This is a genomic window from Wenyingzhuangia sp. 2_MG-2023 (assembly GCF_030548295.1).
Taxonomy (GTDB): Bacteria; Bacteroidota; Bacteroidia; order Flavobacteriales; family Flavobacteriaceae; genus Wenyingzhuangia.
The window spans coordinates 170,802-184,617 of the sequence record NZ_JAUOSB010000001.1; the positions used below are offsets into that span (position 1 = coordinate 170,802).

The window sequence follows — 13,816 nt, forward strand, 5'->3', positions numbered from 1 at the left end:
GTGTTATTCTAATATCTTCAAGCGAATTCTGACAGTATTTTTGATGAACTAACATTTTAAAAAAGCCCAACTAAAATAAATTCAGTTGGGTTTTACACATTATAAAATTATGCACAAGTGTAGCTAATCTATTTAGTTTTCACTTCTATTTTAGCACTTCTTAAAGATTTAGACTTAGCTGTTAATTTGATTGTTCCTGCTTTTTTAGATGATTTAATTATAGCCAAACACATTCCGCTAAAAGCTTTTCTGTGATTTGCTTGAAAAGATTCCAAACTAATTTGATTTCCGTTATCTACCGCTAATAACTCACCAACTCCTCTTACAGAAAAGTCTACTAAATTATCCGCATTGGGACATAAGTTTCCATTTTTGTCTTCAATTCTAACAGTTACATATGCTAAGTCAGAACCATCTGCAGCAATTTCTTTTCTATCTACAGACAAACTTATTTTAGCAGGTTTTCCAGCTGTAAAAATTTGCTCTTCTTTTACAATTTTTCCATCTTTATAACCAACCACTTTAATGTTTCCAGCCTCATAAGGAACATTCCAAGACAACCTGTATTTAGATTTGAAAGTTTTAGGTTCATATCTTAAAAAACCAACTAAAATCTCTGACAAATCTTCTCCTTTTACTTTTTTACCCATTGATTTTCCGTTCACAAACAATTCAGCAGCATCTAAATTGGTGTAACAGTATACTGGAATTTCTTTTCCTTCCATTCCTTTCCAATTCCAATGTGGCAATAAATGAATCATTGGTTTTTCTGTCCAATGACTTTGGTATAAGTAAAATCTATCTTTAGGAAAACCACATAAATCTACCGCTCCAAAATAAGAACTGTGTGATGGCCAATCTCCATTCCAATAACCATTGGTTGAGTTGTCTTTACCACCATAAGGAGTTGGCTCTCCTAAATAATCAAAACCTGTCCACATAAACTCTCCCATAATATTTGGATTCAATTCTTGAAAATGAAATTCAATATCTGGTGGATATGCCCATGGTGGACCAATAATATCATAACTAGTTACATGAATAGATTTGTGTGTTTTGTATTTTTCTACTGGAAAATGATATACACCTCTACTACTTGTAATACTTGATGTTTCTGACCCATACAAAGGCATGTCTGGGTATTTTGCATGTAATTCTGCATAATTAGCAGGCTTGTAGTTAACCCCTGCAATATCTACTTGCTGTGCCATGTTATTGTCATACGGCCCGGGATAGTTATTAAACCCTGCCGATGTAGGACGAGTAGGATCTATTTCTTTACAGTAATCATTTAGCATTTTAGCTACTTTCCAACCGTTTTTCCTGTCTTTTTGCTCTATGATTTCGTTTCCGATACTCCACATAATAATTGATGGATGGTTACGATCTCTTCTAATCATATCCTTTAAATCACGTTCTGCCCATTCATCAAAAAACACATTGTATCCGTTAGGTACTTTTTCCATTTTCCAAACATCAAAAGCTTCATCTAAAACAACCAAACCTAATTCATCACACAACTCTAAAAACTCTCTAGAAGGTGGATTGTGACTTGTACGGATAGCATTTACACCCATATCAATCATAATTTGCAATTTTCTTTCATCTGCTCTTCGATATACAGCAGATCCTAAAGATCCATTATCGTGATGCAAACAAACTCCATTAAAACGAACTTTTTTTCCGTTCAAAAAGAATCCATCTTTAGTATAAGCAATTGTTCTTAAACCTATTTTAGTTTCATAGCTATCTACAATTTTACTGTTTTGAGTAACCGTAGTAACTGTTTTGTACAAATTTGACTGATAAATATCCCAGCGAATTGGATTTTTAACCTTAGCATACAAAGCAGATATTTTTGATGCATTTGCTTTAATCGTAATCTCTTCATCAACAGTTGCTACACTTTTCCCATTTGGATCAAAGTATTCGTGCTTTACTGTTACTTTTACTGGTTGATTGCTTTTATTTTCAATGGTGGTTTCATTCTGAATTACTGCCAATTTTTCTGTAACCGTTGGTGTTGTAATGTAAGAACCCCATTGACCAACATGAACTTGTTCGTCAATTTTTAACCAAACCGAACGATACAATCCTGCACCAGGATACCATCTAGAAGATAAATCTTGCGGACGTAAACGCACTGCAATTACATTTTCTTGATCTCCATATTTTAAATACTTAGAAATATCAAATTCAAAACCAATATATCCATAAGGTCTATTTCCAACCAATTGTCCGTTTACCCAAACATAGGCATCATACATAGCTCCTTCAAACTCAATTCTAACTACTTTGTTTTTTGCTGTTGTAGGTACTTTAAACGTTTTTCTGTACCATCCAGTTCCATGAAATGGTAATCCACCTGCACGAGCATTGTACTTTACATCAAAAGGTCCTTCAATAGCCCAATCGTGAGGTAAATTTAATTTTCTCCATTTGGAATCATCAAAATCAACTTTTTCAGCCCCTTCTGCTTCCGCATTAAAAAAAGTCCACGATTCATTAAAATTTAAATCTTGCCCATAACTTGCTTGACTAGCAAACAAACTCAAGAACAATAAACAGGTAAGTAAAATGAGTTTCTTCATCTTTTTTGTTTAATTCATTATTTTATAGATACCCGCAAAATTAAGAGATAAGTTTATCTCTATTCAGACAAATGATTTTGTTTGTAGCAGATATGTGTTTTTTAAAAAATATCTGCTTTTATTTTGATCAACACCTTTATTAAAAGGAGTACAAACATTACAAATACAAATGAATTATTCCTTTGTATTCTGAAAAATTATCAAAATTACTCAATAACTAATAATTTCTTTTTAGCGGCTGCTTGCTGTTCTTTTTCGTACATTTTTTTATACAAATCCAATCTTTTCTTTTGATATTCTCCAGATTGCAAATACCTATTTGATATATTTCCTTGATTCCAATCGTTCCAAAGCTTTGCCATTTGAGCTCTTTTTTTAGTGTTTTTGGCCACAATATCTTTAGCTTCAAAAGGATCTTTTTTCATGTCAAACAATTCAGGTTTAGCTCCTTTTTTGTTCAGTTTTAAAAACTTTGTTTTTTCTGTTCTAATTGCCCAAGCCATTCCATCTTGCATTCTCCAATACAAAGCATTGTGTGGAGAACCTTTTTGCTTTCCTGTTAAATAAGGAATAAGATTTTTTCCTTCTAAAGCATTTCCAGTAGTATCTCCATTTCCTACAGCAACAGCCGTAGCAGCAATATCTAAAGCAGAAACCAATCCATCAAACTCTCCTACATTTAAATTTCCTTTAGGCCAATGTAAAATAAATGGTACATGACATCCACCCTCATACATACTTCCTTTTCCTTCTCTAAAATTTCCGTTGTTTGCAAAGGTTTCTCCATTTTTTCTTGGCCCTCCATTATCTGACAAGAAAAAAATCAATGTATTGTCATACTTACCAGATTTTTTAAGAGACTATAAAACCAGCCCTATTCCTTGATCCATTTCATCAATCATAGCGGCATAAACTCTTCTCTTTTTATCTTTAATATGATTGTACTTTACTATAGTTTCTTTAGGAGCTTCTAAAGGTAAATGAGGAGCATTGTAAGCCAAATACAAACAAAAGGGCTTGTCTGAACTCTGTATAAATTTAGTAGCATCTTTACTTAATGCTGTGGTTAAATATTCATTAAACTCTCCTGCCTGGTTGTTTCTAGTTAAAGGCCAATAGCTCCCTTCATTAGCACTGTAATGAGGTTTGTTATTTTTAGGATTGATTAATGGCATATGCGTTTTTACGTTTTCTGGAAAATAAGAGTGTCCTCCTGATAAAAATCCATAGAAATAATCAAAACCTCTATTATTAGGATGAAAGGTATCCGATCCTCCTAAATGCCATTTTCCTATTACCCCTGTGGTATATCCTTTCTTTTGTAATCTTTTTGCAAAAGTTTGTTCTGATAACGGCAAACCGTTATACATATCAAAAGGAGAGTTGGTTAGGTTAATTTCTAATCCAAACCTTGCCTGATAGCGACCTGTTATTAATCCTGCTCTAGAAGGTCCACAGTACGGATGGGTAACGTATCCGTTCTTAAAAACAACTCCGTTATTTGCTAATTTATCTAAGTTGGGTGTAAAAATTTCTTTAGACCCTGTAAAACCTACATCTCCATACCCTAAATCATCCGCTAGAATTACCAACACGTTTGGCTTTTCGTTTTGCGCATTTACTGCTAAACTTGACATTGCTAAGAACAACATCAATCCTATTTTTTTACTAAAAATCATCGTTCATTATTTTTCATCAAAAATAACGTACTTGTAAAAAATTAAATAACTGTATGATTTACAATGCAACACATATGATTTTTTTTAGGCTGCTTAATTGACCTTTGGAAAATACCTCATAGAAGAATAACGTTTGTAGCTATCAAAAACTTCTTTATTTGGCCCCACAACTCTAGGATCTTTTGTTTTAATGAGTTCTTGCATTAATTCTTGTTTTAAAGCTATCTCTACATGCTGATATTCTTTTGTTTCTGATAAATTAGTTAAGCAAGAGCTATCTTTTTCTAGGTTGTACAATTCAAACTCTGGACGTTTGTCACAAGAAATATCAAAATAGTAACTCACCTCATCAGCCTCTTTGTTTTTAAGGATATAACTTTTTGTGGGAGAACCATCAATATCTGCAAATACATTTTTAATAAGTTTTTTATCTTCTTTAGATTTGTAGCTAACAGGAGCACCCGCAGGCCATCTTTCTGGACTAATGTTCCAAATCAATAAATACTCTTTTTTACGGATACTACGTTGCGGATACCCAAGGTTATTATACCTAGCAGAAGTATGTCTTTCTCTTCCAGAAAACACAGCATTATTTGTATTTAATTCCTTTTCTCCTTTTAAGACCTTTAAAAAACTACTTCCCGTAATAGATTGCATTTTAGTAGGTGTTGTTTGGGTTATTTCTAAAATAGTAGGAGCTAAATCTACAGCTCCTAAAGGAGTTTTTATGGTTTTATTTTTCTGAAATTCTTTAGGATAACTTACTACGAAAGGTACATGTACTCCATAATTGTAACAATTAGCTTTGGCTCGAGGAAAAGGCATTCCGTTGTCTGCTGTTACAATCACAATGGTATTTTCTAATTCTCCTTTACTTTTTAAATAGGTTAGCATTCTTTGTAACTGAGCATCAAACCATTCAATTTCTACAGCATAATCTAACAAATCTCCTCTTACTACTCCATTGTCTGGTAAAAAAGCGGGTACGGTTACATCTTTTAACTGTTTATTAGTTCTTTTCCAAGAACCCTTTTCATATCCTCTATGTGCTTCGTGTGCTCCGTACCAAAAAAAGAAAGGTTGATGTTCTTTTTTGTCCTTCATAAAAATTTTAAAATTCTCAAAGTAATTTTTAGAACTTATTTTAGTTGTAGTTCGTTCATCATGTTCTTTACTGTAATGAATTTTATTGTATTCAGGACCTGCAGCATTTTCTTTTCGCCAAAGAGTTTCTTCTGATTTGTTTTTTGCATATCGAAATGGAGACACTCCTTTTCCTGTCATTCCTACTTTATATCCATTGGCTTGTAATTCATCAGCCAATGGCACATATTTTTTCATCCAAGAAGAACCGTGTTGTCCAGATTGTTCATTTTGCCAAGGATACCTACCTGTAACAATAGAACCTCTAGAAGGTGCACAACCTGGAGATGCCACATAAAAATTAGAAAAACAGATTCCTTCTTTGGCTATTTTATCAAAAGTTGGAGTGTTTACAAATTTACTACCTCCAAAACTCATATGTAAATAAGATACATCGTCACAAATGGCGAATAATATATTTGGTCTTTTTTTACTTTTTTGAGCCACTACTGTAAAACTTAAAAGTATTACAAGTCCTGCAATCATTAACTTTCTATAAAAAATCATTATCTAAAAAGAATTAGTTATTTACATCTATCATCACAACTTCTTCTCTCTTATCTTCAGACTTTAAGTTAAACACGATGTTTTTGGTTTTTAAATTCTCAATATGCCTTGCATACAAACCATAGGAAGGTGTAATACCCAACATCGTAAACTCAGGGTACTGAGTTTCGTTTTCTGGAACTACTGTTTTTGCATGTTCTGCTGTTCCTCCTCCAGGTAAAGTAATATTGATATTCTCTAAGCTAATTTTTCCTAATTTATGATTTGGTGTCCCTGAAAAAAACAAACCTGTTGTTGCTGCTAATCTACAATCTTTAAGCTCTCTAACCGTAGCATCAATATTTCTAATAACTACATTGGTAATGCTTCCTGTAGGTTTTCTATCTGCATTTCTGTACACCAATCTACGTTCGCACAAGCGAATAAAAATAGGCATCTCTACATTCTCCATTTTAATATTCTCTATCAATATATTTTCTGCATTAGCTCCATCGGCACTTAAAATTTTAATTCCACCACCTCTAGTATCGTGTACAAAACAATCTCTAACGGTAATGTTTTTAAAATCTCCCATAGACTCTGTTCCAAATTTAATAGCACCCCATTCACTCTTAATTTTACAATCATACACTTCTACATCTGTTGTCGGTTTAGGGCTGGTAGATTTAAAACAAATAGCATCATCTCCTGAATCTATATCACAATTTTTAATAACTCCGTTTGTACTTGAATCAATATCAATAGCATCATTATTTCTGTTAGCATGGCTGTAAATAGAGATTCCATCTACCACAAAATTATTACATTCTAAAAAATGTAAGGTCCAAGCTGCAGGTTGACGTAAATGAATATCTTGCAACTTTACATTTTCTGATCTTACCATTCTTACCAAAAAAGGTCTGTTAGACAAACGAATGTTATTATTTACATAATTATTGGTCTTAGATACCAAGCCAGTTAAATCAGGCTTTTCCTGTTCTATTCCTAATCTTTTTAAAGTTTCTTTTACTTTGTTTGGAGCTAACATTTTTCCGTGACCATCAATAGTCCCTTTTCCTGTAATAGATACATTCTTTACATCAATAGCACCAATAAAACATTGTCCTCTAAATTGCCCTGTAGCATCTACAAAAGGCTCTACAATTGGATAATCATTAGGATTGATACTTCCTAACAAAGTTGTATTTTCTGTGATTTTTAAATCAACATTGTCTTTTAACAATAAAGTTCCCGACACGAATACATCTCCATCAATTAATACCGTTCCTCCACCTGCTTTGGCACATTCATCAATTGTTTTTTGAATGGCAGTTGTATTAACTGTTGCATGATCATCTACTGCTCCATAATCTTTTACATTCCAACTTTTTTGTTGTTGACATGATGAAATTATTACGGATAAAACAATCATCAATCCTTTTAGTATTCTCTGTATCATTTTGTTTTTTTTTTAGATAAAACACCACTACGTGTGCGCACACAAAAATATTCAAAAAGAAGAATTATAAGTCACACGTATGTTTTTAAATATACTACTAATGGTTTATTTTATTTATACAAATCCCGAATTTATTGAGCTTTCAACTTGGAATACCCAATTAACAAGTCCCCTTTTATTGTTTTTCCTAATAATTTTCCAACAAAATTATTTTCTGTAATTCCGTTTCCTAAGCCATCAAATTCAACAATTAAATCTTTTCCTTTTTTCTTTGTTTTGATCACTTTACATCCTCTTCCAAAATCTACCTCTTCGGTAGCTCCAAAGCGTAATGAATTTACATTGATATCTATTTGAGCATTGAATCCTTTTTCTGAACGGATTAGAATTTTAATGTTTTTAGTGGTACTATCAACTTGTGTTTTATTTAACATTGTAATTCTTTTTGGAATCACTAACGGGATTACAATGTTTTTAGAATTGTGATTGTCTTTTGCCAAATCATCTTCTTTAGGCACATCTATCACTGCTAAAGATAAATGTGTAGCTCTACCAAACTGGTCTTGTAACACATGTGGTCTTTCTAATTTGTACCAATGCGTTCTAGTACCATCTACATAAGAAGTATTATCGGGTGTGTAGGCTGTACCTGAATTAAACTTCCAATGAATTCCATCTGGAGATCTTAAATAAATAGCTCTATAATCTAAAAAAGCATTAATCATCATATGATATTGAACCTCATCTTTCCACAAAACAGGATCTTCATAATTAGAGTTTCTATATTTTTCTGGAATAATTTTATTTCCTCGTACCCCCACAGTTAAAGCTTTATAAGGTCCTAATGGATTTTTATCCTGACTAACCATCATTCCACCTCCTTTAGTTACAAATAAAAATCGTCCATCATATAATTGAACTCCTGATAAATTTCTATAATATCTATAATTTAAATTTGGCTTTTCTAAAGAAGTTGACAAATCAACCTCCATAATTCCTAATCTTTTCCAAGGACCACTCATGGACTTAGAAGTAAACAAATTAGCTTCCCAATTAATTAAAGAATACATCATGTAAGTACCATCATTCAACAAAATAATGTCTGGATTATGTCCTTTTCCATCAGCAAAAGAATACACCAACTCTTTTTTAACTTTATAGGGTCCTGTAGGTTGATCTGCAACTACATGAGCTACTGTAGAATTTGGCCACTCCCAATGTCCTTTAATGGCATTGGCAGGCCAACGCGTAATATTCATATGATATTTTCCATCTTTATCGTACACAGGTCTTCCTCCCCAGTATGTCCAATCTACCGCTTCTATACCATTATCAGGATCTCTAGGCAACACTCCTTTGGCTCCCCATAGATTAGAACTTAAAGATTTATGAATAGGCATTGGTACTATTAAATCGCTAAAAGATGTTCCTAAAACAGTTTTTACACGACATTGAATAACTTTAGATGCTTTGCTTCTATTCCCACTATAATCATAAGCATAAACCTGATAAGTATTGTCTGTTTCTTTTAATGGGGTGAAATCTAAATAATGATCCTTTTTTAAGTCATGAGCAATTTCTCTCATGTGATTTCCATTAGCATCTCCTCTAAAAAGAGAATAAGAAGCAATGTCTTTATCTGTATTTTTATTCCAAAACAATTTAATTTCAGTATCAAAAATTTCTGATTTTAAACCTAGTGGAGCATCAGGAGCAATGGTATCTTTTTTTGCTATTTTAACTTTGTTAGAACCTATTGATTCTACTCCTTTTTGAATATATGTTACTACATAATTATAAGGAAAACCTGTAATTAAACGGGTATCTACAAAAGAATTATTTTGAGTTTCTCCAATTTGCTGATAAGCTACTTTGTTTATAGGACTTCTATAAATTTTATAAATAGCATTTTTAAAAGTATTCCACTTTAACGCTACCCCATTTTTCACCAAATTAGCTTTTAATACTAGTACTTTGTTTTTTGTATCGGCAATTTTAATATTTACATAGTGTAAATAGACCTTTACACCTTGTTCTGAATAAAATGTTGCTCTTACAAAGGGTAAACCAGCTTTAGCATCTTCTTTACTAACCACATACGTTCCTTTAAAATGTTCAATGGTTTTGTCTGATCCTATTAGTTTTACTTTTTCTGCTAAAATTCTTTCAGTATCACCAAAAACAAGACTTAAAGAAATAGTCCCTTTGCTTACATACTCTAAATCAGCTCCAAATTCCCATTCAATAATATCTCCTCTTTTAGCTTGTTGATATTTTGGGTTTGTGTTTAAAATTTTAGATTCCGCCACTCCTAGTTCATTCATACTGAACAACGAACCAAAATGCAATCCCATTTTTTCTTTTCCTTTTAAAACTTTTGTTGTCCAAAAAGGAGATTGTTTGGCTTGTCTCCAATACCCTCGTACGGTGGTAAAGTCTCCGTCGTTTACATTGGCATAAGGAGCATTGTCTCCTAGTAATACAATTTGTGCATTTGCTACAGGAATAAATACTGTACAAAAAAGAACGGCTAAAAATGTTTTAAATTTAATCACAACTATAATTTAAAAAACTTCAGTTTGCTAAAAATCAACAAACTGAAGTTAAATTTGATAGTCCTAAAACTATATAGATACAATTGTTTTTATTGTTCTATATGATTTTAAATGTAGTTGATATGATTAAAAATAAAAACAGATATTTTATGAACTTAAACATAAAACATCTGTTTTAAAAAGGTAATTATCTAACTCCTTAACCTATTCTCTATAAATATTATATTATTTTTTCTGATAATATTTTACATAATCAACCTTCATACTTTTACCATTCAAATCATCTTTTAACACTCCGTGCCATTTAATAAGAGCTAAGCTTAAAAAGATAGGAGCTTCACTATAACAAAAATCATTTTTAGTTCTTCTTAATTCTTTACCATCAAAATAAAACACCAATTCATTTTCATCCCACTCCAATCCGTAGGTATGATATTCCTCAGAAAAATCATTCTCTTTACTGGCATCTAAAACAGAAATATCTCTCCATTCTCCATCTTTTAAATATTGAATTTTGTAATTGCTTACTAAGCTGTGCCATGTTTTACTTTGATCTCTCCATCCGTTTGTAAACTGAATACAACCAACAGTTATAGATTGATCCCAAGTGAACTCTACCCATTTATCTCCCTCTTGCTGAGTGCTCCAAGAAGTAAAAGGGTTTCCGTCTATCAATTTATTTTCTGACGAATTTCCTTTATACGAACCGCTAGAAGTAATTGTGGCGTTATTAGCTCTTGCATAGTTTACCAAACCATCAATGTCACTATCTGCTGTTTGTGACAATACCGTTGGATATTCTCCTGACTCGTTTACTCCATACACTCTAAATTCTCCCATGTTAAACCTTGAGCTATTTTTAGAGGTAAAACGAATTTTTTTAGTTTCAACAGGAATTTCTAATTGAATAGAATAGTCAGGTTTGGTTCCAAAAAAGAACATTTCATTATAACTTGGGTGTGTTTTTTTTCCATTAGGTAATAAGGTAAAGTCTGACCAATTGTGGATGTTGGTACTTACTTCGTTAGGATAATGTCCTTCGTTGATATCAATTTCAAATTTTTTACCTTCCGTAGGCTCTCCTCCTCTGGTCATTAACCAAAAAGAATTATTTGTCGCTTCTCCTCCAGCATATTTATAGCGGCATTCAAAATAGCCGTATTTAAATTGTTTGCGTGTCCAGATACTTCCAGCAGTCCAATCTTGCCCCCCTCTTTTTTCTTTTTTAATATTTAAATGCATTACACCATCTACTACATCTACGTTTTCTCGCCATCGGCTACAGTATAAATTTTTACTAGGATGATTGGCAGAAATCCAATTATCATCTAATTGACTGTTTTTATAATCAAAATTATCTTCCCATTTTAATTCCCACTTGGAATAATCAAACGTGCTTTTTTCTTGAGCTTTTACTTTAACTCCAAAAAGAGCAATTCCTATGCATAGTACGATATACTTCATCTTTGTTATATTTTATGTTGTTTATTTATGATCATTCAAAAATTAATTGATTTACTGTAAAAGTCTTTTTTCCCAATCTTTTACTATTTCTTCATAAGAAGCTTCTACAGAAACTTCTGGTTTTTGTTGTTCCGATGCTTTTTTATAATAAATTTTAGAACCTTGTTTGGCTTTAGCAATGGTTGGCTCATCTTCAAAAATCATATTTTTTTCATAGATTTTTAAGTTTGATGATAGGGTTTGAAACAATCTTTCTTGAACTTTTTTACAAGCTTTTTTTCCTGCCAAATTTTTAAATTCCATAGGATCTTTTTTCAAATCGAACAATTCAAACTCTGGCTTTGTTGCTGCCATAAACTGATTGTACGGAGCTTTTAATGCTCCTTTACTATATAAATAATGATACAATGCAAAAGCAGGATATTGTAATTTTTTATAACTCGTTAACTGCATCCATGGTCTGTCATACGTTCTATTCCAAATTAATTTGTAACGACCATCGGTAATACTTCTCATATTTTCTACGGCATCTCCTGTACGTTGTCTAAATCCATAGATATATGTACGTTTTTCTATGTTATTTCCTAAGAACACTTTACCGTGTAATTTATACGGAGTTTTAATACCTGATATAGCCAAACTAGTAGCTGCTACATCTACCAAACTGACCAAACGTTTGTCTTTTTTATTGGGTTTTAATTGATTTGGCCATCTTATAATTAAAGGAATCTGCAATCCTCCTTCGTATAAAAACTGCTTATCTCTTAAATGAGGACGACCGTGGTCTCCAAAAAAGAATACAATCGTATTCTCTGCCAATCCATCTGCTTCTAATTTTTTTAAAATTTGCCCTACAATAGCATCACAATGCTGAACAGACTCTAAATACAAAGCCCAATCTGCTCTTAACAATGGATAATCTGGATAACAAGCAGGTAGTCTAACATCATCTGGATTAATAGGATTCTTTTCATCTCTAGAAAATATTCTATGAGGGTATTTTATTTGAACTTGAGCAAAAAAGGGCTGTCCTTGCTTTCTTTGATTCCAATCTGTTCCATCGTACTTAATACTTGGAATAAAATTGTAATCTTTTTTACCTCCACTTTTTAATAAATTCAATCCATTTCCATTGGTTACAAAATAACCAGCTTTTTTAAAAAACTCAGTAATAGGTTGTATGCCATCAGGCAGAGTTGTCATATTTAAAGTTCTGTGATCTAACGAATTTATGGCTGTAGGATACATTCCTGTAATTTGAGACGATCTACTTGCAGAACAAACAGGAGCATTGGCATAAGCATTGATATACAAAACTCCTTGTTCTGCCAAACCATCAATATTAGGTGTCTGCACTACAGGATGTCCGTAGCAAGATAATTCTCTTCCTAAATCATCAGCATTTATCCAAACAATATTTAGCGGTTTATCTTGTGCTTGTACAAATTGAACTACAACAAAGAATAAAAAACCTAAAATCCTTAATTTATTCATTCTATACTATTTTAATTTATGAAAGTGAAACCAATCTACTAAAAACGTACAATCGGTAATTTGATCTTCTGTTACTTTTGTTTTTCCTTGAGGCATGAATAAGTTTCCTATGTACCAATACAATGGTTTTACTGCCTTTTTAGGAACTGTTCTTAAAGAGGGTTTTACATCGTTATTTGTAAATACAACTCTGTGTCCTATTTTAACCCACTCGCCATTATCAATTTGCCATAATTGCAAATACTCAGGATGGTACTCCATTCCTAATGTTTGCCATTCATCAAAACTATGACTTCCTATAACTTTACCTTTGTATTTATCTTTTTTACCATCGGTCATCATGGCTTTTTTCCAACCAAACTTTTTTCCTAGCTTATTTACTTTAGCTCGTTTCTGAATAGAGTCTACCCAAATATATGCAGGTGCATCTGCGTTCCAGTCTGTTCTTGAAGCTTTCCATGTAGAAAATTCCATAATGTCTATTTCCATCCAACTCATACCTTTTTCATAAGTCCCTGGAACTTTCCCTTTTTTGGTATCGTCTAAAGAACCCCAAACAGAAGGATGCCAAACATTTTTCCCCTCTTCGTGAATTCCTGTAGTCTTCCATCTAAAAGCATAAAAGCCATATTGGAAATAATCATTAGAAACAATTCCTCCTGCTTTCTTTTTGTCTTTACGTCCATAACAGATTAATTTTCCATCTTTCTCTTCAACAAATTCCTGACCTACAGCCAAACCTTTTCTCCATGGTTTGGGTTGTCTATAATGCCACTTCTTAGTATTAAAAGAATTGTTTTTTCTGTTTCCATTAAACTCATCAGAATGCTTTTTACTAGGCTCAGCCTGATACACCTCTTTTAGATCATTAGGAATATCTTGCGCATTTAAATGTGCTACACAAAAAAAAATACGGTGCATGTAATTTGTATAATTCGTTTCATC

Annotated in this window: 7 protein-coding genes and 1 pseudogene; all 8 read right to left on the reverse strand. The window is 32.4% G+C overall.

The window, feature by feature from the left end; genetic code table 11:
* Positions 1-128: 128 nt before the first annotated feature.
* The 8 genes and pseudogenes from galB to Q4548_RS00645 all read right to left on the reverse strand — a co-directional run bounded on the left by galB (position 129) and on the right by Q4548_RS00645 (position 13,792).
* Complete coding sequence (gene galB, locus Q4548_RS00610; protein WP_303450178.1) at positions 129-2,591, reverse strand: beta-galactosidase GalB; 2,463 nt, start codon at positions 2,589-2,591, stop codon at positions 129-131.
* A gap of 206 nt (positions 2,592-2,797) precedes the next feature.
* Positions 2,798-4,270: pseudogene (locus Q4548_RS00615) on the reverse strand (sulfatase).
* 93 nt (positions 4,271-4,363) lie between these two features.
* The gene (locus Q4548_RS00620; RefSeq protein WP_303450181.1) at positions 4,364-5,920 is read right to left on the reverse strand and encodes a sulfatase; all 1,557 of its coding nucleotides are present in this window, start codon (positions 5,918-5,920) and stop codon (positions 4,364-4,366) included.
* A gap of 13 nt (positions 5,921-5,933) precedes the next feature.
* Positions 5,934-7,358: a glycoside hydrolase family 28 protein gene (locus Q4548_RS00625; RefSeq protein WP_303450183.1), complete on the reverse strand. Its 1,425-nt coding sequence runs from the start codon at positions 7,356-7,358 to the stop codon at positions 5,934-5,936.
* 131 nt (positions 7,359-7,489) lie between these two features.
* Positions 7,490-9,913, reverse strand: coding sequence for a hypothetical protein (locus Q4548_RS00630; RefSeq protein WP_303450186.1), 2,424 nt, complete (start codon positions 9,911-9,913; stop codon positions 7,490-7,492).
* Positions 9,914-10,138: 225 nt separating this feature from the next.
* Positions 10,139-11,377, reverse strand: a complete 1,239-nt coding sequence (locus Q4548_RS00635) for a family 16 glycosylhydrolase (RefSeq protein ID WP_303450189.1) — start codon at positions 11,375-11,377, stop codon at positions 10,139-10,141.
* Between the two features lie 51 nt (positions 11,378-11,428).
* A complete protein-coding gene (locus Q4548_RS00640; RefSeq protein ID WP_303450193.1) occupies positions 11,429-12,871 on the reverse strand; it encodes a sulfatase in 1,443 nt (480 codons plus the stop codon).
* A 6-nt stretch (positions 12,872-12,877) separates the two neighbouring features.
* Positions 12,878-13,792, reverse strand: coding sequence for a hypothetical protein (locus Q4548_RS00645; protein ID WP_303450196.1), 915 nt, complete (start codon positions 13,790-13,792; stop codon positions 12,878-12,880).
* Positions 13,793-13,816 lie beyond the last annotated feature (24 nt).